We start from the raw sequence: 26,862 nt of genomic DNA on the forward strand, positions 1-26,862 counted from the left end.
CGGTCAGACTTTGAAGCGCGATACACCACCGCGCAGGCCCGCGGCCACCTGGCTCAACTCGTCGATGGCGAAGCTGGCCTGGCGCAGCGATTCCACCGTCTGTGTGCTGGCATCGCTGAGCTGAGCCAGTGCCTGGTTGATCTGCTCGGCCCCCGTAGCCTGGGCCTGCATGCCTTCGTTGACCATCAACACCCGTGGCGCCAGCGCCTGTACCTGATGAATGATCTGGCTCAGTTGCTCGCCCACTTGCTGCACTTCGAACATGCCTCGGCGTACTTCTTCGGAAAACTTGTCCATGCCCATCACCCCTGCCGATACCGCCGACTGGATTTCCCGCACCATCTGCTCGATGTCGTAGGTGGCCACAGCCGTCTGGTCCGCCAGGCGCCTTACTTCGGTGGCTACCACGGCAAAGCCGCGCCCATACTCGCCGGCTTTTTCCGCTTCGATGGCAGCATTGAGCGAGAGCAGGTTGGTCTGGTCGGCGACCTTGACGATGGTCACCACCATCTGCGTGATGTTGCTGGCCTTTTCGTTGAGAATCGCCAGCTTGGCATTGACCAGGTCGGCTGCCCCCATAACCTGGTGCATGGTGTCTTCCATGCGCGCCAGGCCTTGCTGGCCGGAACCGGCCAGGCTCGAGGCCTGGTCGGCGGCACTGGTGACTTCGGTCATGGTGCGCACCAGATCGCGCGAGGTGGCGGCGATTTCACGCGAAGTGGCCCCAATTTCCGTGGTGGTAGCAGCGGTTTCGGTGGCGGTGGCCTGCTGTTGCTTGGACGTGGCGGCAATTTCGGTGACCGATGTGGTCACCTGCACCGAAGAACGCTGAGCCTGGGACACGAGCTTGGCCAGCGCCTCGGCCATCTCGTTGAAGCCGCTTTCGATGGCGCCGAACTCGTCCTTGCGCTCCAGGCTCAGGCGCATGCTCAAGTCGCCCGAGCGCAGCTTGTCGAGGGCGTGCACCACGCGCTGCACCGGGGCGGTGATGGCGCGCATCAGCAGCAGGCCGCAGATGCCCGCGGCGATGATTGCCAACAACAGCGAAACGATCATGCTGCCTTTGGCAGTGCTCACGGCACCGACGATCTGGTGGTTAGCGGTGTCAGCGGCTTCGCGGTTGTACTCGATCATCGTGTTGAGGTGGTTCCGGCCCTGGGACCAGACCGGTGCCAGCACGTCCTTGATCAAGCGCTCTGCCTCGGCGTAATCACGCTGACGGTAGGCTTCGATCACCTGGCCAATGATTTGGGTGTAGTTCGCCTCCATCTGGATGAAGGCGTCGAAATGGGCCTGGTCGTCCTTTTCGTGAATGGTGCCTTGGTAGCTGGCCAGATATTGCTTGAGGCGTTCGTCGAAGCTTTTGAACAGCTCCATGTCGGCGGCTGTGATCTCGCGGTGGTCGGACAACCCCACCAACTGCTGGCTGGTGACATAGCTGTCGACCCAGGCACTGCGGATCATCGAGCTGTAGTAGACCCCGGGAATGCTGTCGGTACCCACTGCCTCCTCGGCACTTTCGATCGCCACCAGCCGCGAGTAAGCAGCTACGACCATCAGCAACATGATGGCGATGATCATGGCGAAACTTGCCAGGATCCGTTGGCGCAAGGTCCAGTTCTTCACATTCAGCCCTCAGGAATTCACAACGAGCGGGAAAAATCGCCGAAGTATAGCCCAGGCTTCCTACGCTTAGGCGGCTGAATATGCGGGGCAATCAGGCATCCCTGCCTTGAGATCAGGCCATTTGCGCGTCATTGACCTGCGGCGGCAAGGCGGGCCTGGCTTTCCAGTTCCTGACGCAACGCTGGGTCCAGGCGAAGCTGGCGGGCCAGTTCGTCCAGGTACGCGCGCTCCATGAAGTTCTCCTGATCGACCATCATCAGGCTGGCCAGGTACATCTCGGCAGCCATCTCTGGTGTTTGTGCGGCGCGCGCGACTTCGGCCGGGTCCAGCGGTTTGTTCAGCTCGGCGTGCAACCAGTGCTGCAGTTCACGGTCGCTGTCCAGGCGGGTGAATTCGCCTTCGATCAACGCACGCTCACGGTCATCGATGTGACCATCGGATTTGGCCGCTGCCACCAACGCCCGCAGTACCGCCTGGCTGTGCTGCTCGACCTGGGCCGGGGGCAGGCGATCGAGGGTTTGCGGTTCGGCCCCCTGCCCTGCGCCCTGACGGGCCTGCCAGTTGCCATAGGCCTTGTAGGCCAGCACACCGAGCGCGGCGAGGCCACCGTAGGTGATCACTTTGCCCCCGTACTTGCGCGCCTTCTTGTTGCCCAACAGCAAGCCCAGGGCGCCGGCACCCAGCGCCCCGCCCCCAGCGCCGGACAACAGGCTGCCCAGGCCGCCTGAGCCTGCGGCCGGCTTGCCTGCGCCGCCCTGTTTGTTCAGCAGTTCCTGGCCGGATTTGAGCAGTTGATCGAGCAGACCCCGAGTATTCATTGGCATGGCTCCACGCTGCGGAAAATGACGTTCAGAGTAAGGCCTGCAGGGCCCAGGGCCACCCGTGGATTTGCTTCCGGATGTTGCATCGGTAGGCAAAAAGCCAACTAGACTCGATTTCGCCACAAGCGCTTTACACCTATGACGATCGCTTCACTGCTTTCTTGATTGCAGCCGATAAATACCGGGCCGATTCCCAACTGGAAACACCTCGACCTGCGTCTGCAGGACGACCGAACGAGGGCCGCGCTCAGGCCGATGACGGGCCCATCGACGTGCCGGTGACCAACGTGGTTGCCATGCTGGTGATGCTGGTGACCATGCTGCCGATCCTCGGCGCCTATTACCTGACCCGCGACGGTGAAAGCGTTGCGGGCAGCGGCAAATGACCCACAAGGAGCCCCCGATGCAAACCAACATGCTGATCAACGGTCGCCTGGTCGCAGGCGATGGCCCGGCCTGGACCGTGCTCAACCCCGCCGAAGGCAGTGCCTTGGCACAGATCAACGAAGCCACCGAGGCCCAGGTCGATACGTCAGTGCGCGCCGCCGACCTGGCTTTCGACAGCTGGTCGCAGACCAGCCCGAAAGAGCGCTCGCTGGCCCTGCTGGCGCTGGCCGACACGATCGAGGCGCATGCCGATGAGCTGGCCAGGCTGGAGTCGCAGAATTGCGGCAAACCGTTCGCAGCGGCCCTGAACGACGAGATACCGGCCATCGCCGATGTGTTCCGCTATTTTGCCGGCGCCGCCCGCTGCCTCGGTGGCTCGGCGGCTGGTGAATACCTGCCCGGGCACACGTCGATGATCCGCCGCGACCCGCTGGGCGTAGTGGCCTCGATTGCGCCCTGGAACTACCCGCTGATGATGCTGGCGTGGAAGATCGCCCCCGCCTTGGCGGCTGGCAATACCGTGGTCATCAAGCCGTCCGAACTCACCCCGCTGACCGCCCTGCGCCTCGGCGAACTGGCCAAGAACGTACTGCCGGCCGGCGTGCTCAACATCCTCTTCGGCCGCGGCCAGACGGTGGGCAGCCCACTGGTGACCCACCCCAAGGTGCGTATGGTCTCGCTGACCGGTTCGATCCCCACCGGCGCGCACATCATCGGCGCCACGGCGGGCAGCGTTAAACGCATGCACATGGAGCTGGGCGGCAAGGCGCCGGTGCTGGTGTTCGACGATGCCGACATCGATGCCGCCATCGATGGCATCCGCACCTTCGGTTTCTACAACGCAGGGCAGGACTGCACTGCGGCCTGCCGCCTGTATGTGCAGGCGGGCATCTACGAACGCTTCGTCGAACGCCTCGGCAAAGCCGTGGCCAGCCTTAAAACCGGCCTGCAGGATGCCGAGGACACCGAACTCGGCCCGCTGATCAGCGCCCAGCACCGTGACAAGGTAGCCGGCCTGGTCGGGCGCGCCATCGCCCAGCCGCACATTCGCCTGGTCACCGGAGGCAAGGCACTACCGGGGGAGGGTTTCTTCTTCGAGCCAACAGTGCTGGCGGATGCGCTGCAGGATGACGAGATCGTGCGTCACGAGGTGTTTGGCCCAGTGGTGTCGGTAACACGCTTCACTGACGAAGCGCAGGCGCTGGAATGGGCCAACGACTCGGAGTACGGCCTGGCTTCGTCGGTGTGGACCCGCGACACCGGCCGCGCCCACCGCCTGGCGGCGCGGTTGCAGTATGGCTGCACCTGGGTCAATACCCACTTCATGCTGGTCAGCGAAATGCCCCATGGCGGGCAGAAGCATTCGGGGTATGGCAAGGACATGTCGATGTATGGGCTGGAGGACTACACCTGCGTCCGGCATGTGATGATCAAGCACTGAACGTGAGGTGAAGCTACCGGCCTCTGCTGAGACAAGTCCGCAAGGAGGCCGGTACAAAGTGGCGATCGTCCTCGCATGGATACCTAGGACCTTTCCTTCAAGCACGGTCCCTATCTCCTACAGTCCGGCTGTCGAGGAGGCCGTTGATGACACCTCGAAACCTGAGAACGCCTTGGCCGTGAGCCGCACAAGACCTATTCGGGGAAGCTGAGACTGCGCCTTGAGCCCACCCTTCCCGCCAGCGTGGCCGCAGAGGCCGAGCTGGCGGAAAAAAGCACCAATCAGTGGGTCAGCGATATGCTGCGCAAGGCCGCTTACAGCTGAGGGGTCAATCAGTCCCGCAGATCCGACTCATGTATCGGATTTGCCCGGCTGGTAGCCCGTTGATACTGCGCCGGCCATGTAGCCCTGTTACCGCCCAGGTCATCATCGGCATGCAACGGCCAGTAAGGGTCGCGCAGCAGCTCGCGAGCCAGGAAGATCAGGTCGGCCTGCCCGGTGCGCAGGATGTGTTCAGCCTGGGCCGGTTCGGTGATCATGCCCACCGTGCCGGTAGCGATTTCCGATTCCTTGCGTACACGCTCGGCGAAACGGGTCTGGTAGCCGGGGCCGGTGGGGATTTCCGCATTCATCGAAGTACCGCCGGAGGACACGTCGATCAGGTCGACCCCGAGCACACGTAGCCGGCGGGCCAGTTCCACGGTTTCGTCCGGGTTCCAGCCGTCCTCTACCCAGTCGGTCGCCGACACACGCACGAACAGCGGCAGTTCCTGCGGCCAGACCTTACGCACCGCCTCGGTCACCTGCAGCGTCAGGCGGATGCGGTTTTCGAAGCAACTGCCATATTCATCGCGGCGCTGATTGCTCAGCGGCGAGAGGAACTGGTGCAGCAGGTAGCCATGGGCGGCGTGGATTTCGACCACTTTGAAGCCCGCTTGCAACGCGCGTTCGGTGGCTTTGACAAACTCGGCTACAACATCCTGGATCTCGTCCTTGCTCAACTCACGCGGCGCCGTGTGTTCAGGGTCGAAAGCAATCTTCGACGGCCCCACCGGCTGCCAGCCTCCTTCCTCGATTTTGACGCTGCCATGCTTGCCCAGCCAAGGGCGATAGGTGCTGGCCTTGCGCCCGGCGTGGGCCAGCTGGATGCCCGGCACAGCGCCCTGGGCTGTGATGAACCGCGTAATGCGTTGCAATGGGGCGATCTGATCATCGGTCCACAGACCAAGGTCCTCGGCAGTGATACGGCCCTCGGCGGTCACGGCTACCGCTTCGGTGATGACCAGCCCGGCGCCGCCGACGGCGCGGCTGCCCAGATGAACGAGGTGCCAGTCGTTGGCCAGGCCATCGACGGCGGAATACTGGCACATCGGCGAGACGGCGATGCGGTTGGGCAACGTCAGCTGACGCAGGGTGTAAGGCTCGAGCAGCAGGCTCATGAGGGCACCTCCCAAGGACTCCAATGGTGATCCAGCCCGGGCATTCAAGTGCACATCCCTGGCCCGGTGCCGGTCATTAATCAGACTAGACCAGATTGGTGGGGGGGAGGTTCGATGGGATTGTTGACAGCGCTGACGCCATGGGTGCTACCACCCTCCAGAGCGATCTGATGCCGATCGACTGGCCTATCTAGAAATAACCTACAAGATAACTTTAATAATCCTACGGCCCGGTAAGAATCTCTTCTCAATAAGCGAGTGCTGCGTCCTATCGCCGCCCTACCCAAATAAAACTATCGTCACTGCCGACCTCGACTTGCGAAAGATCCTCGCAAATCGAGGAATATATCTATCGACATGACGATCATGATAATGGAAGAGCTTTTCTCATCACAAAATATATGCACGCTCGATAACGCCATTACCGACCACGAACAGCTGCTGCTTACCCAGGCATTTTCTGATGCCCTATGGAGATATGACTGGCCGGTAAACTCAACACCCTTCTCTCGTCCCTGCTGGCATTTTTTCATCGCAGGAAGCCGCCGCGAATCGCTCGAATGCTGTGAGGAAGAGCTGGAAAACAATAAACGTTGGGGTTTTCTGGCTCATATCTGGCACCGATTGAAAACAACGCACATTAAAGACTCCAGACTACTTGGCGTGTACGCAAACGGACAAACAACAGGGCAGGACAGCCCGATTCATCGAGACAACCTACCAAGCGAACCCGGCCAGACAGCAGTGATTTTCTGCAACGACTATTGGGCCACGACTTGGGGAGGCGAACTCATGTTTTGCAATGATGTGAAAAACGACATTATCGCCGCCGTACTTCCGAAACCTAAACGCATAGTAGTGTTCAACGGCGAAATCCCACACCGGGCAAAATCGCCAGCAATTGAATGCGATCGTTTGCGAGTCACACTTGCATTCAAAACAATTAGGAGCAAGTCGCATGAATAATCGTGTGGAAATATTTGTTGCCATGGTAGACCGGGTGGGCAAACCTGGATTCCAGGCTGGAGCAGCTTCGGCTGTCCATGATCAGTTTAATACCGATAAAAAGGGATTTTCACTGGTAGTACAAGGTGCTCAAACCAGTACCGCAGTCGCCTCTGTACTTTCAGTCACCCTGATGACGGCGGGGGCAGTACCATTTATCAATATCGCTACCAACACCCTCGCAGGTACGGTTACTTTCTTGAAAATCGTTGCCGAATACAATTCAAAAAAAGAGCTACAAATAGGAGACTATGTCAGCCTCGTAGGCAACGTCGCCGGCGTTGTCGCGGGATTTGCACTATTACTAGGTTCACCACTGACCGCAGGTTTTTTTACCGCGGTGTCCCTAGGAGCAAGCCTGATAGGAACCTATAATTCGGAGTTAGCCAAAAAAATCCAGAAAACTGCTATAGATCCAATATTCAATGCGTTGAAAAACAACGACGTGACGCGAGAGCCTACCTCCCCCTTAATAGCACCAAATCTGACAATAACAAATCCAAAGTCGATAACTGCTCATTTCGGCGGACTCATCACCGTCATCACATGGAACCCTACAAATCACGACATCAAACTAGATACTCGCTTGCTTGAACACTTTAAGGCCAATTCAAGTACCCAACCCGTCATCCTGGGTGGTGGCAACCTAGCAACTCCACCCTCTGTACCTCAGCCCCCAGGTGGAGCGACAGTGACGATAGGGATTGAAAGCTTAAACGGGCAGATACCCACAGGGCCCAAGCCATCAATCACTGTCGGGGTAGGCGGAGGCCAAGACCAATATGCTTGCTGTATTGCCCCTCAGCAAGACAAATACCGCTGACCGAAAACTATTCTGAAGAGAGGAATGATCAATGCTGACTTGGGGAGCGTGGATCAAACAAATGCGCAGCCTGCCGCCGCATGACCGTGCGAAGTGCCTGCTCGGAACAGGGTTCGCCTTCCTGTGCTTCCTGCCCATATTCATATACAACTTGAATATAAAAGTCGAACCCATCGCCGCGCCATGGATCCGCCTGCCAGCCTCACTGGCTTCCGACGTCGAGCCGTGGGAATACGATAAATCAATTTACACTGTGAGCATTTACTACAAAACACCCGGTGGTCGACGGACCAAAGCCGGAATATACATCTATAGGTCCCGCTATGATGCGGCCAATATAAGCAAAGCAACGCCTTTATTCGTGGAAATCGAAGACACACTTTCCGGCCCGATCGCGAGGACGTTATCGACTGAAGATGAAATCTTGTCCGACCTTTCACTCAGACACTATGTAAACGAAACAAGTGATCGAAAAGCTGTCGAAGGGATCGTGTTCTTCTGCACGCTCAGCCTACTCTCATTTATAGGGGCTGCAGTGATTCACTGGCAAAATCTGCGAAATAAGAGACAACAGGGGGCAGTCAGAACATAACCACATTTTTCGGCTTCGGCGCGCGAGTGCCGGAACGCAAAAGGACGTTGCAGCGATAGGGCCGCAGCGAACTGCAGAGCGACCAAGTGCCCACCGGTAGGTTCGCATTGCCTATGAGAATGAGCGCCGCGCCGGCGGCGCTCGATTTGCGCAACCCCGCAAAAATCGAGGCAGGCACCTGCAGGCTCCTCAGCGCGGCTCCATATGCGCAATCATCAATTGCACACTTTCGTTCCCGCGGAACTCGTTCACATCCAGCTTGTACGCCATCTCCACCCAGCGCACGGTCGGGTTGGGCCACACTTCGCGGTCAATGCCAAAGGCGATGCCGTCCAGACGAACCGAGCCACATTCGCTCTTGAGCACCACCTTCAGGTGCCGCTCGCCGACCACACGCTGCTCGACCAACTGAAACACGCCATGGAACAGTGGTTCGGGGAAGTGTTGCCCCCAGGGCCCGGCATTACGCAGGGCCTTGGCCAGGTCCAGGTGAAATTCCTCCACCGCCAGGCTGCCGTCCGAAAGCAGACGGCCGGTCAAATCGTCTTCGCGCAACTGGCGACGGACTTCTTCATCGAACGCTTCGGCGAACGCCGGGAAATGACTTTCGGGCAACGACAGGCCTGCAGCCATAGCATGGCCGCCAAACTTGCTGATCAACTGCGGATGGCGCGCCGCCACTGCATCCAGCGCATCGCGGATATGGAACCCCGGCACCGAACGTGCGGAGCCCTTGAGCATGCCGTCGCCAGCATCGGCAAAGGCGATGGTCGGGCGGTGGTAACGCTCCTTCAGGCGCGAGGCAAGAATGCCGATCACACCTTGGTGCCATTCGGCATCGAACAGGCACAGGCCGTACGGCATGGCCTCGACCGGCAAATCCTTGAGCTGGGCCAACGCTTCGCGCTGCATGCCCTGCTCGATCGACTTGCGGTCCTGGTTCAGGCCATCGAGCTGCTGCGCCATGTCCTGGGCCAGCGCCTCGTCCTCGCACAACAGGCACTCGATACCCAGGCTCATGTCGTCCAGGCGCCCGGCGGCATTGAGCCGCGGGCCTAAAATGAAGCCCAGGTCGGTGGAGGTGATACGCCGGTGGTCGCGACGTGCCACCTCCAGAATCGCCTTGAGCCCCGGCCGTGCCCGGCCGGCGCGGATGCGCTCAAGGCCTTGGTGCACCAGAATGCGGTTGTTGGCATCCAGCGGCACCACGTCGGCAACGCTGCCCAGCGCGACCAGGTCGAGCAGTTCACCGATGTTCGGTTGTGGTTGTGTTTCGTAGCGGCCCAGGCTGCGCAGGCGGGCGCGCAAGGCCATCAGCACATAGAAGATCACCCCGACCCCGGCCAGCGACTTGCTCGGGAAGCCGCAACCTGGCTGGTTCGGGTTGACGATGGCGTCGGCGTCCGGCAACTGCTGGCCTGGCAGGTGGTGGTCGGTGACCAGCACTTTGAGCCCGGCCGCTTTTGCTGCCGCCACACCCTCGACACTGGAAATGCCGTTATCGACCGTGATCAGCAAGTGTGGCTGGCGCTGCAGCGCCACCTCGACGATCTCTGGCGTCAGGCCGTAGCCATATTCGAAACGGTTGGGCACCAGGTAGTCGACATGGGCTGCCCCCAGCAGGCGCAGCCCGAGTACGCCGACCGTACTGGCGGTGGCGCCGTCGGCATCGAAGTCGCCGACGATGATGATGCGCTGGCGCTGGTCGAGCGCTTCGACCAGCAAGTCTACCGCGGCATCAATGCCTTTTAGCTGCTGGTACGGCAACAGCCTCGCCAGGCTCTTGTCCAGCTCTGCCTCAGATTGCACGCCACGGGCGGCATACAGTCGGGTCAGCAAGGGTGGCAGGTTACCGAGAAACGGCAGTGTCGGCGGCAGCGGGCGGGGTTCGATACGCATGGGTCGGTTGGCTCAGCCACGCTCACCGAGCAGCCACTGCAGCTGCACTTCGTGCTGGCCACGGTCGTCAGTGACGAACACCGTGCCTTCGCTGATCATCACGTCCCACTTGATGCTGCGCGGCATGTCCGTGGCCAGCACTTCGAGCACCTCTTGCGGTACAGCGGCGATGTTCAGGTTTTTCAGGTTCTTGACCGCGCCGACCACCTTGGACTCCCATACCCGCAAGCTGCCGTAGGCCAACAGGCTGGTGCGCTCGGTACGGCGCGAACACCAGGTCAGGCGATCAGCGTCAGGCTGGCCCACTTCGATCCAGTGCAGCACGCGGTCGTCCAGGCTCTTCTCCCACAGGGCAGGCTCGTCGACATCCGACAGGCCGCGGCCGAACGACAGATTCTCGTTGTACCAAAGTGCGTAGGCCAACAGCCGCACGGCCATGCGCTCCTCGGTTTCCGAAGGATGACGGGCGATGGTCTGCTTGACGCTTTCGTACACGCCGCGATCGAGATCGGTCAGATTCAGTTCGAATTTGTAGGTGGTGGACGGCTGGGCCATGGTCGACGGGCTTCTTGCGCAAAGAAAAGTCACACAGTCTACCCGATCCTGCTCTTCGTTGCGCCGCAGCAGTATCTGCCGCCAACGACCTATGATAAAACCACGCCTCTGCCCACTCGCCCCGGATGCCCCATGCCTACACCGAGCAAACCCCTCGCCGGCCTGAAAGTGATCGAGCTTGGCACCCTGATCGCTGGCCCGTTCGCCTCGCGCATCTGCGCCGAGTTCGGGGCCGAGGTAATCAAGGTCGAGTCGCCCGACGGCGGTGATCCGCTGCGCAAATGGCGCAAGCTGTACGAGGGTACGTCGCTGTGGTGGTTCGTGCAGGCGCGCAACAAACAGTCACTGACCCTGAACCTGAAGCATCCCGATGGCCGCGAGGTCCTCAAGCGGCTGCTGGCCGAGGCGGACATTCTCATCGAGAACTTCCGCCCGGGCGTGCTGGAAAAGCTCGGCCTGGGCTGGGATGTGCTGCACGAGCTCAACCCGAAACTGGTGATGGTGCGCCTCTCAGGCTTCGGCCAGACCGGGCCGATGAAGGATCAGCCAGGCTTCGGCGCCGTGGGCGAGTCGATGGGTGGCCTGCGCTACATCACCGGCTTCGATGACCGCCCACCGGTACGCACCGGCATCTCCATCGGCGATTCGATCGCGGCATTGTGGGGCGTGATCGGCGCACTGATGGCGCTGCGTCACCGCGAAGTCAACGGCGGCCAGGGCCAGGTAGTGGACGTGGCGCTGTACGAGGCAATCTTCGCCATGATGGAAAGCATGGTCCCGGAGTTCGATGTGTTTGGCTTCATTCGCGAACGCACCGGCAACATCATGCCAGGCATCACGCCCTCCTCCATCCACACCAGCGCCGACGGCAAGCACGTGCAGATCGGTGCCAATGGCGATGCGATCTTCAAACGCTTCATGCAGGCCATCGGCCGTCACGACCTGGCCGACGACCCGGCGCTGGCCAGCAATGATGGCCGCGATGCACGGCGTGACGAGCTGTATGGCGTTATCGACCGCTGGGCCAACAGCTTGCCGCTGGAGCAGCTGATGCAGACGTTGACCGTCGCCGATGTTCCGGCCAGCCGCATCTATTCGGCGCAAGACATGTTCAGCGACCCGCAGTACCTGGCCCGCGAAATGTTCCTGCAGGCCCGCCTGCCAGACGGTAAAGCGTTCAAGATGCCAGGCATCGTACCCAAGCTGTCCGAGACACCCGGCTCGGCCGAGTGGGTGGGCCCGGCGCTAGGCGAACACACAGATGCCCTGCTTGGCACCCTGGGGTATGACGCCGCCGCCATCGCCCGCTTGCGCCAGGCCGGCGCGGTCTGAGGTCGCCTCCGCCCGTGCGCGCGCGCCTGTCCCTGCTGTGCGGGCTGCTGCTCGCCATGGCCATCGCGCCAGTGCAGGCCAAGGAACGCCTGCTATGGCTGGTCCGCGACCTGCCGCCTTTCACCATCCTGGAGGGTGCGGCCAAAGGCCAAGGTGCGATCGACCGGATGCTGGCGCTGCTGATCGAGCAGATGCCCGAATACGACCACGACATCGTGCGCGTCACTCGGGCACGCGGCATACAGATGCTGCAGGACCCTGCCAGCTTCACCTGCGACCCGACCTTGATGTGGACACCGGAGCGCGCGAAGTTCGTGCACTTCTCCAAACCGGCGCTGGGGGCGATGAGCGGTGGCCTGGTCGTGCGCAAGCAAGCCGGACCGCTGCTGGCACCGTTTCTGGATGGCGCGCAGATCGATCTCAGGCGCTTGTTGAGCGATACGCAACTGAAGCTCGGCATCGTCGCCGGGCGCAGCTACAGCACCCAGATCGATGCGATCCTGCACCCGCTTCCCGACTCGGTTCTCAGCCGCCACTATGGTAACGATGCCACTGCCAACCTACTGCAGATGCAGCGCCTGGGGCGCCTGCAACTGGTGCTCGGCTACTGGCCGGAAGTGCGCTACCTGATCCAGCAACAAGGCGGCTCGCTCGATGACTATCAGTTTCACCCGATACAAGGCGTGGACCGCTATCAGTTCCTGCATGTGGGCTGCTCCGATACGCCATCGGGGCGCGCAGCCATCGCGCATGTAGACCAACTGCTGTCGGCGCTGCGCCAGGACACACTTCCAGCGCTCTATGCCAGTTGGCTGGACCCGGAGTTCCAGACAGAGTACCTGGAGCAGAGCAGCCATTTTTTCGAAGGGCGATAAAAAAGAAACCCCGGGACGCTGGGGAGGACGCCCGGGGCCAATCGAAAGTCCTCATGGACTTCCCGTGACAACCCGCCATCACCGGAGCTGTGTGCTGGCTGGCTGCCCTACTGTGTCTGATGCGCCACTCAGGCAAAGGTTCCCGCAGGTTGTTGGCGTTGCTGCAAAGCCGCGATGACACAGGGTTGCAGGCGCCCCTCGGCGATCTGCAGGTCACGGTGAAGGCCATCGACCAGGTCGATCAGCAGGCGCTGCTCCTGTAACTGGCGTTGGCTGACCGTTCGGCGCAAGGTCATGCCACCGAGGCTGTCGAAAACGGTGAGTTGCCGATTACCACTGGCATCGGCGGCGCCAAGCTGGGTCTGATAAGGGCTCAGTGCGTCATTAAGCAGGCTGCAGATTCTTTCCATCCGGATCACTCGCTGCGTGGTGGTCTATGAAGAAACTGACCAGCAAGCGCAACGGAAAGTTCGTTACGCTTGAGCTGTTTCAATGAGCATGCGTGGGGGATGTGAACCTTTGAATACGCTGCAAGGCCTGTTGCCAGCGCCGCACCGGCAGCGGCCACGGCAAATCGGCCAGCACCCAGAGGCCACGCTCGCGTGCTTGCTCGGCAAGGTTGGGACGGTGCTCGCTGGCACAGCCGACGAAAAGCAAGGCGTGTGAACAGCGGTTGCGCTGCAGACGTTCGAGCAGGGCCTGGCCGCCTTTCATCGAATGGTCGAGGATCAGCAGGTCTGCACCGCGCTTGCGTGCAAGGCAGGCATTGAGGTCAAGCAGATCATGGGTGATGCGCACGTCGAAAACGCCCAGGGCATTGCACGCCTGATGCAGGAGAATCTGGTGGGAAGGCCGAGCCTGGTGAATCAACACGTAGGGCTGATGCATGAGCCGCTCCTGAGGGAAGGACGGGCCACTGTATGCAGCGCTTAACGCGTTTTACATAGGAAAAATCTGAATGAAACCAGGGAAAAGTCTAAAAGCGGGGCCGCGCAGCGGCCCCCTTCATCACGATTAAAGCGGCTTGCCGCGGTTACCGTGCTGGCTGACGAAGGCCTGGACGGCCTTGAGGTCGTTGGCCAGAACCGTGCAGCGCTCCTCTCGGCCGAACAGGTCGCTCAGGTGCGCAGGCAGCTCCAGCGCCTTGCCGACGCCCGCCTTCTCCACGGCCTCCGGGAACTTGACCGGGTGCGCGGTGCCCAGCACCACCATCGGCGTATCCAGGCTGCGACGGCATTCGCGCGCGGCCTTCACACCGATCGCGGTATGCGGGTCGAGCACTTCCCCTGTGCTGGCGAAGACCTCGGCGATGGTCTGGCAGGTCTGCTCGTCGCTGACGGCCAGCGAATCGAACAGCTTGCGCGCCTCGGTCCAGCGGTCCTGGTCGACGCTGAAACCGCCACCCTGCTTGAAGTTGGCCATCAATTCGCCGATAGCCGCGCCGTTGCGACCATGGAGGTCGAACAACAAGCGCTCGAAGTTGGACGAGACCATGATGTCCATCGACGGCGACAAGGTCGCGTGCAGGGTTTCCTTGACGTACTGGTTGCCGCTCATGAAGCGGTGCAGGATGTCGTTGCGGTTGGTGGCAACCACCAGCTGGCTGACCGGCAGGCCCATGTTGCGTGCCAGGTAGCCGGCGAAGATGTCGCCAAAGTTGCCGGTCGGCACCGAGAACGCCACCGAACGCGCCGGGCCGCCAAGCTGCAGGGCAGCGTGGAAGTAGTAAACGATCTGGGCCATGATCCGCGCCCAGTTGATCGAGTTGACCGCGACCAGGCGGGTGCCTTTGAGGAACGACTGGTCGGCGAAGCTGGCCTTGACCATCTCCTGGCAGTCATCGAAGTTGCCTTCGATGGCGATGTTGTGGATGTTGTCGCCGAAGATGGTGGTCATCTGGCGGCGCTGAACTTCCGACACGCGCTGGTGCGGGTGAAGGATGAAGATGTCGACGTTGTCGCAGCGGCGGCAGCCTTCGATCGCGGCAGAGCCGGTGTCGCCGCTGGTCGCGCCGATGATCACCACGCGCTCGTTGCGCTTGGCCAGCACGTGATCGAGCAGGCGCCCGAGCAGCTGCAGGGCGAAGTCCTTGAAGGCCAGCGTCGGCCCGTGGAACAACTCAAGAACCCACTCGTTGCTGTTCAGCTGGCGCAGCGGAGCGACCGCGGCGTGGGCGAATTCGCCGTAGGTCTCTTCCAGGATCTTCTTGAAGTCGGCGTCGGCAATGCTGCCCTCGACGAACGGGCGCATCACACGGAAAGCCAGCTCGTGATACGGCAGGCCCGCCCAGGAAGCGATTTCTTCCTGGGTGAAGCGTGGGAGGTTCTCTGGCACGTACAGGCCGCCATCGCTGGCCAGGCCAGCCAGCAGGACGTCTTCGAAATTCAGGGCCGGTGCCTGGCCGCGGGTGCTGATATAGCGCATATGCAAACCTTCGGTTTGAGCGGCAAGCTGCGAGTTGCAAGAAAAAGCCGATCGGCATTTCTCTTACGCCCTGCACTGCCCTTGCCGCAAATTTAAACTGTTAAAAGCCTCAACACCGAACTGCTTTTTCTTGCAGCTTGCAGCTTGAAGCTTGCCGCTTAGTTGAGCTGTTCGACGCGGATACGCACGACCTTGCCGACCACGTCCTGCAAGGCTTCCAGAGCAACGATGGCGTCGTTGATGCTCTTTTCGACCACACGGTGGGTCAGCAGAATCATCGGCACCAGGCCGTCCTGTTCCTCGGCTTCCTTCTGCATGATCGACTCGATGTTGATGCCGCGCTCCGAGAGGATGCTCGCCACCTGGGCCAGTACGCCCGGGTGATCCTTGGCCTGGATACGCAGGTAGTAGGCACTCTGGCAGGCGTCGATCGGCAGGATCGGGTGCGCCGACAGCGAATCCGGCTGGAAGGCCAGGTGCGGTACGCGGTTTTCAGGGTCGCTGGTCATGGCGCGGACAACGTCGACCAGGTCGGCGACCACCGAGGAGGCGGTGGGCTCCATGCCGGCGCCGGCGCCGTAGTAAAGGGTGGAGCCTGCTGCATCGCCATTGACCATCACGGCGTTCATCACGCCATTGACGTTGGCGATGAGACGGTCGCTCGGGATCAGCGTCGGATGCACGCGCAGCTCGATGCCTTCTGCAGTGCGGCGGGCCACACCCAGGTGCTTGATGCGGTAGCCCAGGGCTTCGGCGTAGTTCACGTCGGCGGTGGTCAGCTGGGTGATGCCTTCGGTGTAGGCCTTGTCGAACTGCAGCGGGATACCAAAGGCGATGGACGCCAGGATGGTCAGCTTGTGCGCGGCATCGATACCTTCGACGTCGAAGGTCGGGTCGGCTTCGGCATAACCCAGCGCCTGCGCTTCGGCCAGCACGTCGGGGAAGGCGCGGCCTTTTTCACGCATCTCGGTGAGGATGAAGTTGCCGGTGCCGTTGATGATCCCGGCCAGCCAGTTGATGCGGTTGGCCGACAGGCCTTCGCGGATCGCCTTGATCACCGGGATGCCACCTGCCACTGCGGCTTCGAAGGCGACGATCACGCCCTTCTCACGGGCCTTGGCGAAGATTTCGTTGCCGTGTACGGCGATCAGCGCCTTGTTGGCGGTGACCACGTGCTTGCCGTTGTCGATGGCCTTGAGCACCAGGTCGCGGGCGATGGTGTAGCCACCGATCAGCTCGATGACAATGTCGATCTCCGGGTTGCTCGCAACGTCGAACACATCAGCGGTAATGGGGGTACCGGTAATCTGGCAGTTCGGGTTAGGCGAGCGCATGGCGATCTGTGCCACTTCAATACCGCGCCCGGCACGGCGGGCAATCTCCTCGGCGTTGCGCTGAAGTACATTGAAGGTTCCGCCACCGACGGTCCCCAACCCACAGATGCCTACTTTGACCGGTTTCACTGTGAACTCCCCATTGAACGGCCGGCACCTGCGCCGACCGTGAAACATGCCGTCACCCCATGACGACGGCGTACTGAATGATTTACTTGGCGGCCTGCTGTTGGCCGGCCAGGGCCAGTTTGGCCACTTGCGGTGCCGGTTGATAACCTGGAATCACCTGGCCATTTTCGAGCACGATCGCCGGCGTGCCGTTTACGCCGATCGACTGGCCCAACTGGAACTGCTTGCCGACCGGGTTGGTGCATTTGGCGGCCTTGATTTCCTTGCCGTCGATCATCTTGTCCAGCGCTGCGCGGCGGTCACTGGAGCACCACACGGCCTGCAGCTGCTCGTCACCCGGCGAGCCGAGCCCCTGGCGCGGGAAGGCGACATAGCGCACTTCGATACCGCGACGGTTGAGCTCTGGCACTTCGGCGTGCAGCTTGTGGCAATACGGGCAGGTGGTGTCGGTGAATACGGTGATGTGCGACTTGGTCTGGCCCTTTGCAGGATAAACCACCATCTCGGCGGCTGGAATGCCATTGATGAGCTTGGCGACCCCTTGGCGTTCGGTCTTCTCGGTCAGGTTGACCGGCTTGCCGTCCTGGATCTGGTACAGGTAGCCCTGCATGACGAACTGGCCATCGGCGCTGGCGTACAGCACACGGCCGCCCTGCAGCTTGACTTCATACAGGCCGTTGAGCGGGCTGCTGGCCACGCTCTCGACCGGCACTTCCAGCTCAAGGTTCTGCAACGACTTGCGAATCGCCTGCTCGGCAGCGGCATTGCTGTCGGTCGCCGCGGCAACGGCAAAGGTACTGGCCAGCGCCAACGCGGCGGCGGCGAAAATCTGGGTCACGCGCATGGGAACTCCTGAAGGCGGACAGGGGCCGAGGGGCGTCACCTGCGGAAAAACGCGGCGACCGTGCGGCCCTTGGTGCAAACCGCCCAAGCCTACCACAACACGCTACCGGTGAAGGGGTCTGCGAGTACCGGCCGGCGGAACATGAAAATCATTCATCCACGTGGGTGGTGCTGTGCGTGCAGTTGCTGCAGGCGGGCCTTGGCCACATGGGTATAGATTTGCGTGGTCGACAGATCGCTGTGCCCCAGCAGCATCTGCACCACGCGCAGGTCGGCACCGTGGTTGAGCAGATGAGTGGCGAAGGCGTGACGCAAGGTGTGCGGCGACAGTGGCTTGTCGATACCGGCTACCCGCGCGTGATGCTTGATGCGGTGCCAGAACGTCTGGCGGGTCATCTGCTCCCCGCGCAGGCTGGGGAACAACACATCGCTCGGGCGCCCGCTGAGCAGCTCGGCGCGCCCGTCGCGCAGGTAGCGCTGCAGCCACAGCACCGCCTCTTCGCCCATGGGCACCAGGCGCTCCTTGCTGCCCTTGCCCATCACCCGGAGCACGCCCTGGCGCAGGTTCACCTGGTCCAGGGCAAGGCTGACCAGTTCGGTAACGCGCAGACCACAGGCGTACAGCACCTCAAGCATGGCACGGTCGCGCTGGCCAATGGCTTCGCCAAGGTCGGGGGCCTGCAACAGGGCCTCGACGTCGGCTTCCGACAGCGACTTGGGCAAGGGCTTGCCCAGCTGCGGCATCTCTATCTGCAGGGTCGGGTCGACGGCAACGAGCTTTTCCCGCAGCAAGTAGCGAAAAAAGCCACGCAGACCGGAGAGAAAACGCGCTGTAGAACGGGGTTTGTAACCCTGATCCAGGCGCCAGGCCAGGTGATCGAGGATCAGCTCCCGACCGGCCTCAGGCAAGGCCAGGCCGTGATCCTGCAGCCAGCCATTGAACAGCGCCAGGTCACTGCGATAGGAGAGGCGAGTGTTGTCTGAAAGGCCTTTTTCCAGCCACAGGGCATCAAGGAACTGGTCGATCAAGGGGTGGTCAAGGGCAGGCATGAAAACTCGGTGGCAAACGACGAAATGACGCTTAGTCTTTCATAACAACGCCGGCATAGGGAGCCCGCATGAACGAACAGCAGATCCTTCTCAGTGTGGGCGGTATCGGTGCCGCCGCCCTCGCCTGCCAGTGGCTGGCCTGGCGCCTGAAGCTTCCGGCGATTCTCTTCCTGCTGCTGGCCGGCATAACGCTCGGGCCGTTGCTCGGCTGGCTCGACCCGCAAGCGCTGTTCGGCCCGTTGCTGATGCCTCTGGTGTCACTGGCGGTGGCACTGATCCTGTTCGAAGGCAGCCTGACCCTGCACCTCTCGCAATGGCGGGAGATCGGCAGCGTGGTGCACCGACTGGTCACCGTCGGCGCCCTGTCGACCTGGCTGGTGATCGCCCTGGCCACGCACTGGCTGCTGGGGTTCGACTGGCCGCTGGCAATCCTGTTCGGCACCTTGACCCTGGTCACAGGCCCTACGGTCATCGTACCGATGCTGCGCGTGGTACGGCCCAAGGCGACCATTGCCAACATCCTGCGTTGGGAAGGCATCGTCATCGACCCGATCGGTGCCCTGCTCGCCGTCGTGGTGTACAGCTTCATCATCGCCAGCGCCGATGGCGATGGCCTGAGCCAGAGCCTGGGCACCTTTGCCGGGGTGATCTTCTGCGGCAGCGCCCTTGGCGCCGCCGGCGGCTGGCTACTGGGGCAGATCATGCGCGAGCAATGGCTGCCGGAATACCTGCACAACCTGGCGTCGCTGGCTGCCGTACTGGGTATTTTCATCGCCGCCAACCAGATCGTTCACGAGTCCGGGCTGCTGGCGGTGACGGTCATGGGCATGTGGCTGGCCAACATGCGTGGCGTGGATGTACGGCAGATCCTGCACTTCAAGGAGAACCTCAGCGTACTGCTGATCTCTGGCCTGTTCATCCTGCTGGCCGCACGGCTCGACCTGCACGCCCTGCTGGGGCTGGGCCCGGCCGTACTGGCACTGCTGCTGGTGATCCAGCTGGTGGCGCGGCCGTTGAATGTCTTGCTGTCAACGCTGGGCTCCACGCTGAACTGGCGGGAACGGGCGCTGCTGGCCTGGATCGCACCGCGCGGTATCGTAGCCGCCGCAGTGTCGGCGATATTCGCCATCCGCCTGGATGAGGCCGGGCATCAGGACGCGCTGCTGCTGGTGCCGCTCACCTTCGCAGTGATCATCGGCACGGTCGTGCTGCAGAGCGCGACGGCGCGCCCCTTGGCGCGCCTGCTGAAAGTGGCGGAGCCTGCGCCCAGCGGTTTTCTCATCGTCGGCGCCAACGAGCCTGCACGCACCCTCGGCAAGGCTCTGCAGCAATTGGGTTGCCGTGTGTTGCTGACCGATTCGAGCTGGGAAAACATTCGTGCGGCACGCATGGAGGGGCTGCCGACCTACTTTGGCAACCCGGCTTCGCAACATGCCGACGCGCACCTGGACCTGGTAGGCCTCGGCCACCTGCTAGGGCTGTCACCTGCCGGGGAAATCAACGCCTTGGCCTGTGCGCGCTTTCGCCATGACTTCGGCCACGGCCGTTTGTATGTGCTGGCCAGCGGCCTGGAGAAGCAGCGCAGCGACAAACACCGGGCCAGCGAAGAGCACCGCGGCCAACTGCTGGGCTCCAGCCCGATGACCTACCAGCAAATGGCCAATCGCCTGCATCATGGCGCGGAGCTGTACAGCACCCACCTTACCGAGGGCTTCGACTGGGGCAATTACCAGGCGCTGCATGGCGAGCGCGCACATCTGTTGTTTGCCCGGGATACCCAGGGCTGGGTGCATGTATCAAGCCCCGAGAACCCGCTTGCGCCGCAGCCTGGCTGGACCTTGGTGGCACTGGTAGAACCGGCCCCCGTCACCGAGACGACTGCCGCGCCGGGTTGAGCCCTCAGGCCTGTGGCAACACCGGCACCGGGCGCTTGTCCTCGTCGATGGCGACAAAGCTGAACACACCATGTATCGCCCGCTCGCGCCCATCCAGGTACATGTTCTCGACGAATACGTCCACTTGAACCTGCAGGCTGGTGTTTCCGACCTTGATCACCGTTCCCACCAGCTCGACGATAGTGCCCGCCGGGATCGGGTGCTTGAAGTCAATGCGGTCGGTGGAGACGGTCACCAGCGGTAACCGGCAAAAGCGCGTAGCTGCGATGAACGACACTTCGTCCATCCAGGCCAGCGCAGTGCCGCCGAACAAGGTGTTGTGGTGGTTGGTGGTGCTGGGGAATACCGCTTTGGTCACGCGGGTCACCGACAACTCGGTGCGGCGCTGAATTTCCTGGTCTCGGCTGGTCATGTCCGTCACTTCTTTCGGGTTTCAAAACGCAAAAAAGCAGCCCGAAGGCTGCTTTTTTCTCGCTAGGCGGCCAGAGCCACCGGGCAAACTGTACTCAGGACAGTTTTTCCTTGATGCGAGCGGCTTTGCCGGACAGGTCGCGCAGGTAGTACAGCTTGGCTTTACGCACGTCACCACGACGTTTCACGGCCAGGCTGTCGATCTGCGGGCTGTAGGTCTGGAAGGTACGCTCAACGCCAACGCCGCTGGAGATTTTGCGCACGGTGAAGGCGCTGTTCAGGCCACGGTTACGCTTGGCGATAACGACGCCTTCGAACGCCTGCAGACGGGAACGCTCACCTTCCTTCACTTTAACCTGAACGACGATGGTGTCGCCTGGTGCGAAGGTCGGGATTTCCTTGCTCATCTGCTCGGCTTCGAGCTGCTGGATGATCTTGTTGGTCATGCTGTGCTCCTAAGATGGATACGTGATCCACCATCGATACGTTTAACTATCGTCCCGCTCGCGGAGATATTCCTCGAGCAGCTTCTTCTCTTCTCCAGAAAGCGAGCGACTTTCCAGAAGATCGGCGCGTCGTTCGAAGGTCCTACCAAGGGACTGCTTCATCCTCCAACGCCGGATGTGTGCATGGTTGCCACTTAGCAACACGTCGGGAACACGCTGATCCGCATACACCTCAGGTCGGGTGTAGTGCGGGCAATCGAGCAGACCGTCGGTGAAGGAGTCTTCCTCCGCCGAGTCCACATGCCCTAAAGCTCCGGGCAGCAGCCGTGTAACCGCATCGATCAGTACCATGGCCGGCAGCTCGCCACCGGAAAGCACATAGTCGCCAATCGACCACTCCTCATCGACATGAGCTTCGATAAAACGCTCGTCGATGCCTTCATAACGACCGGCGATCAGGATCAGCGATTCCTGTTCGGCCAGGCCTTTGACCGCTTGCTGAGTCAGCTTGCGGCCTTGCGGCGAAAGGTAAATCACCTTTGCCGATGCTCCGGTCGCTTGCCTGGCGCTAACCAGGGCGTCTTCCAGAGGCTTGATTTTCATCACCATGCCCGGGCCACCGCCAAACGGCCGATCATCCACCGTGTGGTGGCGATCTGTGGTGTAGTCCCGCGGGTTCCAGCAGGTCACCTGAAGCAACCCCTGTTTTACCGCGCGGCTGGTAATGCCGTACTCCGTGATGGCCGAGAACATCTCGGGGAACAACGTGATGACGTCTACGCGAAGGTTACCCATCGTTTAGAAGTCCGCGTCCCATTCAACCCGCATCACGCCTGCTTCCAGGTCGATTGCCAGCACACATTGCGCCGTATAGGGCAACAGACGCTCGCGATCATCCAGGCTGCCTGCGCAGGGCTTGACCACCATTACATCGTTCGCACCGGTCTCCAACAGGTGATCGACCTTGCCGAACAGCTGTTCGTCCTGGTTGATGACCTTCAGGCCCTGCAGCTGGTACCAGTAGTACTCGTCTGCGGCCAGGTTGGGCAAAAGGCTCCGCGCAATGCAGATTTCGTAGCCGCTCAGAAGACGCGCTTCATCACGATCATCGAGGCCTTTCAGTTTAACGACCAGGCCCTTTTGGGAGCCACGACCGCTGACCAGCTCGACCTGCTTTACCTTGCCTTCGTGCCGAAGCGTCCAGCTTGGATAATCCAACAGGTTTTCAATCGGATCGGTAAAGGAATACACCTTCACCTCGCCGCGAACGCCGTGAACCGAAAAAATCTTGCCAACGACGATGAGGTCGTCAGCCTTTTCTGGCGTCGCGTTCATATTGCTCAGGCAGCGGCCTTGGCAGCGTCCTTCAGCAGCTGAGCAACACGCTCAGACGGCTGTGCGCCTTGGCTCAGCCAGTAGCTGACGCGCTCTTGGTTGACCGACAGCTTGACTTCAGCGCCAGCAGCGATCGGGTTGAAGAAACCTACGCGCTCAACGAAACGGCCGTCACGGGCGTTACGCGAGTTGGTCACGGTCAGGTGGTAGAAAGGGCGCTTTTTCGAGCCGCCACGGGCAAGACGGATGGTTACCATGTGAACATCGTTCCTATAGTCGGTGCTGCAAATCTGAATGCCAAATAGGCACACGGGTGCCCAAAAGGCCGCATATTCTCGGGGAATACACGGACATTTGCAAATGACTTTTTCGACAAGGCCTCGCCCTGCCGTCCAGATTTGCCGGTTGAGCCACGGATTGCGTGGCCGTTGCCCCGCCGCAGCGGGGGTTCTGAGCGCTCATCCTGCAAAAGACAAGTGCTCGGAATAAGGGTTACAGCTTAGGCATGCCGCCACCCGGCAGCATCCCGCCCAGGCCGCGCATCATCTTGGCCATGCCGCCCTTGGCGGAGAATTTCTTCATCATCTTCTGCATCTGCTTGTGCTGCTTGATCAGCCGCCCGATATCCTGCACCTGGGTACCAGAACCCAGGGCGATCCGGCGCTTGCGCGAACCGCTGATCAGGTCAGGGTCGCGACGCTCGGCCGGGGTCATGGAGTTGATGATCGCCTCCATCTGCTTGAACTGCTTCTCGGCCGCGCCCTGGGCATTGCCCATCTGCGACAGGTTCACCCCGCCGATGCTCGGCAGCTTGTCCATCAGGCCGCCCAAGCCGCCCATGTTCTTCATCTGTAGCAGCTGATCGCGGAAGTCTTCGAGGTCGAAGCCCTTGCCCTTCTTCAGTTTCTTGGCGAGCTTGTCGGCCTTGGCCTTGTCGATGGTCTGCTCGGCCTGCTCGATCAGGCTGAGCACGTCACCCATGCCGAGGATGCGCGATGCCACACGGTCCGGGTGGAAGGGCTCGAGCGCCTCGGTTTTCTCACCCATACCGATGAACTTGATCGGCTTGCCGGTGATGGCACGCACCGAAAGCGCAGCACCGCCACGGGCATCACCGTCGACCTTGGTCAGCACCACGCCGGTCAGCGGCAGGGCTTCACCGAAGGCCTTGGCGGTATTGGCGGCGTCCTGGCCGGTCATGGCATCGACCACGAACAGGGTCTCGACCGGCTTGACCGAAGCATGCAACGCCTTGATCTCGTCCATCATGTCGGCGTCGATGTGCAAACGGCCGGCGGTGTCGACGATGACCACGTCGATGAACTTGAGCTTGGCCTCGCGGATCGCCGCTTCGGCAATGGCGACAGGCTTCTGGCTGATATCGGACGGGAAGAAGGTCACACCGATGTCGTTGGCCAGCGTTTCCAGCTGCTTGATGGCTGCCGGGCGGTAAACGTCGGCCGAAACGACCATCACGCTTTTCTTCTTGCGCTCCTTGAGGAAGCGCGCCAGCTTGCCGGCGGTGGTGGTCTTGCCCGCACCCTGCAAGCCGGCCATCAGCACCACGGCAGGCGGGGCAGCATTGAGCGCGAGGTCTTCGTTGGCCGCGCCCATCAGGCTTTCCAGCTCGGCCTGGACGATCTTCACGAACGCCTGGCCCGGGGTCAGGCTGCGCGACACCTCGGTGCCGACGGCGCGTTCTTTCACGCTGTTGACAAAATCCTTGACCACCGGCAGGGCAACGTCGGCCTCGAGCAGGGCCATGCGCACTTCGCGCAACGTATCCTTGATGTTGTCTTCAGTCAGCTTGGCCTTGCCGGTGACATGGCGCAGCGTCTGTGACAGGCGGTCGGTCAGGTTTTCGAACATGGTGATCCTTTCAGGCCAAGTAAAAGCCGAGGTTTGTCAGGCGCCCAGATGAATATGCACACGCGCTGGGCACAGCAAGGCGGCGATTATAGCGAAGAGCGGCGGCGGCGCACACCTCAGCTTCCCGGCGGCACCTTTGACGCTGCCAGGCGCAAGCCGCGAACCATCAGAAAATCCCCTCCCCCCACGCATCTGCCTTCGTTTGCGGCGTGCCGCTTGAAGCATGCAGTTCACTAGCCCCCCCAGCGCGATCTATGCCAAACTCCGTTTCTTTAAGGCTTGCCCACCAGGACTTATGGTCTCCTCACCCAGCCTCATCCCCAACCTGATCGCCGCCGGCCTATATATAGCGGCGACCGTTTATCAGGGTTCGCGCCTGGCCCAGTCGAACAAAGCCGACAAACGGCTGCTCGGCCTGCTCGGCGCCCTCGCCGTGATCGCCCAGAGCGGCGCACTGTTCTTTCAACTGATCACCCCGCTGGGGCTGAGCCTGGACTTCTTCAGCGCCGCCAGCCTGATCGCCGTGGCGGTCATTACCCTGACCCTGCTGGCCTGCCTGCGCATACCGGTGGAAAACCTGTTGGTGCTACTGTTCCCGCTCGGCGCCATCACGGCCCTGCTGGCCCAGTTCGCCCCACCCGGCACCGTTCCGCTGATCGATGAAGAGCCGGGGATTCTCGCCCATATCCTGCTGTCGATCCTGGCCTATGGGCTGTTCACCATCGCGGTGTTCCAGTCGCTGCTCCTGCTGCTGCAGGACCACCAGCTGAAAAACAAGCACCCTTCCGGGCTGATCCGCAACTTCCCACCGTTGCAGACGATGGAAAGCCTGCTGTTCGGCTTCCTTTGGGCGGGCTGGTGCCTGTTGTCGCTGTCGCTGATCTCCGGCTGGCTGTTCCTGGACAACCTGTTTGCCCAGCACCTGGTACACAAAACCCTGCTGGCCTGCGTGGCCTGGATCGTCTTCAGCGTACTGCTGTGGGGGCGCACCCGCCTGGGCTGGCGTGGCCACAAGGCGATCCGCTGGACGCTGGCCGGTTTCTGCCTGCTGATGCTGGCCTATTTCGGCAGCAAGCTGGTTCGCGAATTCATCCTGCATATCTGACGGTCGCCCATGGACACCCTGCCGTACGCTCCGCTACTCGGCACTCTGGCACTGGCGCTGCTGTGGTCGGCGCTGTTCAGCGCGGTAGATGCCGCCCGCCTGCAGCTCAACGGCTCGTTACGCCCCGGTCACGACGAGCAACCTGTATTGCCAGCCCAGGCCCTGGTGCTGTGTGCCAGCGTGGGCAAGCTTCTGGTGCTGGGCCTGGCCTGCCTGCTGGGCCAACGCTTCAACGGCGAGCACGGTTTCTGGCTGGCAGGCCTGGCCGCCACCGCTGGCTTGCTGATTTTTGCCGAGTACCTGCCGCGGCGCCTGGCGCGGCGCAATCCGCAGGCCTTCATCAGCCTGGGCGTCAGCCTGCTGAAGCTGCCATTGGCGCTGCTGCAACCCTTGGCCTGCCTGCTGGACGGCTGCGCCAGGCTGCTGTTGCGGCCGTTTCGCGTGCCGCCTACCGCAGTGGCCCTGCACCCGCAGGCAGATGATGACTTCAGCGACGATGAAGACCACGACATGCCGCGCCACGGCCTGCTCGATGGCCTGCACTCGCTGAACAAGGTCACTGTCAACGACATTCTGGTGCCGCGCAACGAGGTCGACGGCATCAACCTCGACGAGCCGATCGAGCGCATCATCGAGCAGTTGATCCTCAGCCGCCACACGCGCCTGCCGGTGTATCACAACGATATCAACCAGGTCGAAGCCATCCTGAACACCAAGCTGATCAGCCACCTGCTGCCCAAGGCCGAGCTGACGCTGGAGAAACTCCACGATGCCTGCTACGAGCCCTACTTCGTCCCCGAAAGCACGCCCCTGCAATTGCAGCTGCTGAACTTCCACAAGCAGCAGCGCCGGCTAGGCGTGGTGGTAGACGAATACGGTGAGGTACTGGGTATCGTCACCCTGGAAGACATACTCGAAGAGATCGTCGGCGAGTTCGAGGAAGAGCACAGCCTCGACAACCCCCATGTTCACCCACAGCCCGATGGCACCTTCGTCATCGAGGGCGCCGCTTCGCTGCGCGAAATCAACCGCACCCTGGGCTGGCACCTGCCCAGCGACGGTGGGCCGAAGACCCTGAACGGCTTGGTCACCGAGGCCTTGGAAAGCATCCCGGAAAGCGCTGTGTGCCTGAAGATCGGCCGCTATCGCCTGGAAATCCTCGAAACAGAGGACAATTGCGCCAGCAAGGTACTGGTGTGGACCGTGACCCGCTAGCTATACTCGGG

Annotated in this window: 26 protein-coding genes and 2 pseudogenes; 11 read left to right on the plus strand and 17 right to left on the minus strand. The window is 61.6% G+C overall.

Annotation, left to right across the window (positions count from 1 at the left end; translation table 11 throughout):
* Positions 1 to 3: 3 nt before the first annotated feature.
* Both ACIPZH_RS22125 and ACIPZH_RS22130 read right to left on the minus strand, forming a co-directional pair.
* Complete coding sequence (locus ACIPZH_RS22125; RefSeq protein ID WP_400637855.1) at positions 4 to 1,626, minus strand: methyl-accepting chemotaxis protein; 1,623 nt, start codon at positions 1,624 to 1,626, stop codon at positions 4 to 6.
* 128 nt (positions 1,627 to 1,754) lie between these two features.
* Positions 1,755 to 2,444: a tellurite resistance TerB family protein gene (locus ACIPZH_RS22130; RefSeq protein ID WP_400637857.1), complete on the minus strand. Its 690-nt coding sequence runs from the start codon at positions 2,442 to 2,444 to the stop codon at positions 1,755 to 1,757.
* Positions 2,445 to 2,710: 266 nt separating this feature from the next.
* Between ACIPZH_RS22130 and ACIPZH_RS22135 the strand changes: the two are divergent.
* The 3 genes and pseudogenes from ACIPZH_RS22135 to ACIPZH_RS22145 all read left to right on the plus strand — a co-directional run.
* A pseudogene (locus ACIPZH_RS22135) lies at positions 2,711 to 2,833 on the plus strand (ABC transporter permease); the annotation flags it as partial.
* A 17-nt stretch (positions 2,834 to 2,850) separates the two neighbouring features.
* Positions 2,851 to 4,275, plus strand: coding sequence for a gamma-aminobutyraldehyde dehydrogenase (locus ACIPZH_RS22140; RefSeq protein WP_400637858.1), 1,425 nt, complete (start codon positions 2,851 to 2,853; stop codon positions 4,273 to 4,275).
* A 127-nt stretch (positions 4,276 to 4,402) separates the two neighbouring features.
* A pseudogene (locus ACIPZH_RS22145) lies at positions 4,403 to 4,599 on the plus strand (toxin-antitoxin system HicB family antitoxin); the annotation flags it as partial.
* An 8-nt stretch (positions 4,600 to 4,607) separates the two neighbouring features.
* Here the strand turns inward: ACIPZH_RS22145 and ACIPZH_RS22150 are convergent.
* Positions 4,608 to 5,714, minus strand: a complete 1,107-nt coding sequence (locus ACIPZH_RS22150) for an NADH:flavin oxidoreductase/NADH oxidase (protein ID WP_241804349.1) — start codon at positions 5,712 to 5,714, stop codon at positions 4,608 to 4,610.
* Between the two features lie 357 nt (positions 5,715 to 6,071).
* On the opposite strand from ACIPZH_RS22150, the gene ACIPZH_RS22155 reads away from it, so the two are divergent.
* Genes ACIPZH_RS22155 through ACIPZH_RS22165 form a run of 3 tightly spaced genes read left to right on the plus strand, consistent with a single transcriptional unit; the run spans position 6,072 to position 8,134 of the window.
* Positions 6,072 to 6,680, plus strand: a complete 609-nt coding sequence (locus ACIPZH_RS22155; RefSeq protein WP_400637860.1) for a 2OG-Fe(II) oxygenase — start codon at positions 6,072 to 6,074, stop codon at positions 6,678 to 6,680.
* Positions 6,673 to 7,542 (plus strand): hypothetical protein, encoded by an 870-nt coding sequence (locus tag ACIPZH_RS22160; protein WP_400637862.1) that lies wholly within the window; start codon positions 6,673 to 6,675, stop codon positions 7,540 to 7,542. The genes ACIPZH_RS22155 and ACIPZH_RS22160 overlap by 8 nt, the downstream gene beginning before the upstream one ends.
* A gap of 31 nt (positions 7,543 to 7,573) precedes the next feature.
* On the plus strand, positions 7,574 to 8,134 hold the full coding sequence (locus ACIPZH_RS22165) for a hypothetical protein (protein ID WP_400637864.1): 561 nt from the start codon (positions 7,574 to 7,576) through the stop codon (positions 8,132 to 8,134).
* Positions 8,135 to 8,323: 189 nt separating this feature from the next.
* Here the strand turns inward: ACIPZH_RS22165 and recJ are convergent, their stop codons facing one another.
* Together recJ and ACIPZH_RS22175 are read right to left on the minus strand one after the other, a co-directional pair.
* Entirely contained in the window at positions 8,324 to 10,033 is a 1,710-nt protein-coding gene (recJ, locus tag ACIPZH_RS22170) for a single-stranded-DNA-specific exonuclease RecJ (protein WP_400637865.1), read from the minus strand.
* Positions 10,034 to 10,045: 12 nt separating this feature from the next.
* Positions 10,046 to 10,588, minus strand: a complete 543-nt coding sequence (locus tag ACIPZH_RS22175; RefSeq protein WP_046784361.1) for a YaeQ family protein — start codon at positions 10,586 to 10,588, stop codon at positions 10,046 to 10,048.
* A gap of 132 nt (positions 10,589 to 10,720) precedes the next feature.
* On the opposite strand from ACIPZH_RS22175, the gene ACIPZH_RS22180 reads away from it, so the two are divergent.
* Positions 10,721 to 11,920, plus strand: coding sequence for a CaiB/BaiF CoA transferase family protein (locus ACIPZH_RS22180; protein WP_400626273.1), 1,200 nt, complete (start codon positions 10,721 to 10,723; stop codon positions 11,918 to 11,920).
* A 14-nt stretch (positions 11,921 to 11,934) separates the two neighbouring features.
* Positions 11,935 to 12,795 (plus strand): TIGR02285 family protein, encoded by an 861-nt coding sequence (locus ACIPZH_RS22185; protein WP_400637867.1) that lies wholly within the window; start codon positions 11,935 to 11,937, stop codon positions 12,793 to 12,795.
* Between the two features lie 128 nt (positions 12,796 to 12,923).
* On the opposite strand, the gene ACIPZH_RS22190 is transcribed toward ACIPZH_RS22185, so the two are convergent.
* The 6 genes from ACIPZH_RS22190 to xerD all read right to left on the minus strand — a co-directional run bounded on the left by ACIPZH_RS22190 (position 12,924) and on the right by xerD (position 18,575).
* Positions 12,924 to 13,205, minus strand: coding sequence for a DUF3509 domain-containing protein (locus ACIPZH_RS22190; protein ID WP_267818334.1), 282 nt, complete (start codon positions 13,203 to 13,205; stop codon positions 12,924 to 12,926).
* A gap of 79 nt (positions 13,206 to 13,284) precedes the next feature.
* Positions 13,285 to 13,683, minus strand: a complete 399-nt coding sequence (locus ACIPZH_RS22195; RefSeq protein WP_400637869.1) for a histidine kinase — start codon at positions 13,681 to 13,683, stop codon at positions 13,285 to 13,287.
* Between the two features lie 126 nt (positions 13,684 to 13,809).
* The gene (thrC, locus tag ACIPZH_RS22200) at positions 13,810 to 15,219 is read right to left on the minus strand and encodes a threonine synthase (RefSeq protein ID WP_241804342.1); all 1,410 of its coding nucleotides are present in this window, start codon (positions 15,217 to 15,219) and stop codon (positions 13,810 to 13,812) included.
* Between the two features lie 158 nt (positions 15,220 to 15,377).
* Positions 15,378 to 16,682, minus strand: a complete 1,305-nt coding sequence (locus ACIPZH_RS22205; protein ID WP_241804341.1) for a homoserine dehydrogenase — start codon at positions 16,680 to 16,682, stop codon at positions 15,378 to 15,380.
* An 82-nt stretch (positions 16,683 to 16,764) separates the two neighbouring features.
* Positions 16,765 to 17,526 carry a bifunctional protein-disulfide isomerase/oxidoreductase DsbC gene (gene dsbC, locus ACIPZH_RS22210; RefSeq protein WP_241804340.1) on the minus strand — a complete coding sequence of 254 codons (762 nt, stop codon included), beginning with the start codon at positions 17,524 to 17,526 and terminating at the stop codon, positions 16,765 to 16,767.
* Between the two features lie 152 nt (positions 17,527 to 17,678).
* Positions 17,679 to 18,575, minus strand: coding sequence for a site-specific tyrosine recombinase XerD (gene xerD / locus ACIPZH_RS22215; protein WP_400637870.1), 897 nt, complete (start codon positions 18,573 to 18,575; stop codon positions 17,679 to 17,681).
* A gap of 68 nt (positions 18,576 to 18,643) precedes the next feature.
* Here xerD and ACIPZH_RS22220 point away from each other — a divergent pair, with 68 nt between their 5' ends.
* A complete protein-coding gene (locus ACIPZH_RS22220) occupies positions 18,644 to 20,470 on the plus strand; it encodes a cation:proton antiporter (protein ID WP_400637872.1) in 1,827 nt (608 codons plus the stop codon).
* Positions 20,471 to 20,474: 4 nt separating this feature from the next.
* Here ACIPZH_RS22220 and ACIPZH_RS22225 read toward each other — a convergent pair whose 3' ends face one another.
* From ACIPZH_RS22225 to ffh, 6 genes are all read right to left on the minus strand, one after another.
* Positions 20,475 to 20,882 carry an acyl-CoA thioesterase gene (locus ACIPZH_RS22225; protein WP_267818343.1) on the minus strand — a complete coding sequence of 136 codons (408 nt, stop codon included), beginning with the start codon at positions 20,880 to 20,882 and terminating at the stop codon, positions 20,475 to 20,477.
* Positions 20,883 to 20,976: 94 nt separating this feature from the next.
* Entirely contained in the window at positions 20,977 to 21,327 is a 351-nt protein-coding gene (gene rplS / locus ACIPZH_RS22230; RefSeq protein WP_008094487.1) for a 50S ribosomal protein L19, read from the minus strand.
* Between the two features lie 42 nt (positions 21,328 to 21,369).
* Positions 21,370 to 22,122: a tRNA (guanosine(37)-N1)-methyltransferase TrmD gene (gene trmD / locus ACIPZH_RS22235; protein ID WP_008094486.1), complete on the minus strand. Its 753-nt coding sequence runs from the start codon at positions 22,120 to 22,122 to the stop codon at positions 21,370 to 21,372.
* A 3-nt stretch (positions 22,123 to 22,125) separates the two neighbouring features.
* The gene (gene rimM / locus ACIPZH_RS22240) at positions 22,126 to 22,662 is read right to left on the minus strand and encodes a ribosome maturation factor RimM (RefSeq protein ID WP_241804336.1); all 537 of its coding nucleotides are present in this window, start codon (positions 22,660 to 22,662) and stop codon (positions 22,126 to 22,128) included.
* Between the two features lie 5 nt (positions 22,663 to 22,667).
* Positions 22,668 to 22,919, minus strand: coding sequence for a 30S ribosomal protein S16 (gene rpsP, locus ACIPZH_RS22245; RefSeq protein ID WP_012315971.1), 252 nt, complete (start codon positions 22,917 to 22,919; stop codon positions 22,668 to 22,670).
* Positions 22,920 to 23,154: 235 nt separating this feature from the next.
* Entirely contained in the window at positions 23,155 to 24,531 is a 1,377-nt protein-coding gene (ffh, locus tag ACIPZH_RS22250) for a signal recognition particle protein (protein ID WP_241804335.1), read from the minus strand.
* A gap of 295 nt (positions 24,532 to 24,826) precedes the next feature.
* Here ffh and ACIPZH_RS22255 point away from each other — a divergent pair, with 295 nt between their 5' ends.
* Positions 24,827 to 25,636: an inner membrane protein YpjD gene (locus ACIPZH_RS22255; protein WP_241804334.1), complete on the plus strand. Its 810-nt coding sequence runs from the start codon at positions 24,827 to 24,829 to the stop codon at positions 25,634 to 25,636.
* 9 nt (positions 25,637 to 25,645) lie between these two features.
* The gene (locus tag ACIPZH_RS22260) at positions 25,646 to 26,851 is read left to right on the plus strand and encodes a transporter associated domain-containing protein (protein ID WP_400637874.1); all 1,206 of its coding nucleotides are present in this window, start codon (positions 25,646 to 25,648) and stop codon (positions 26,849 to 26,851) included.
* Positions 26,852 to 26,862 lie beyond the last annotated feature (11 nt).

This window comes from Pseudomonas sp. NPDC089758, assembly GCF_044748705.1.
In the GTDB taxonomy this organism is placed as follows: domain Bacteria; phylum Pseudomonadota; class Gammaproteobacteria; order Pseudomonadales; family Pseudomonadaceae; genus Aquipseudomonas; species Aquipseudomonas putida_X.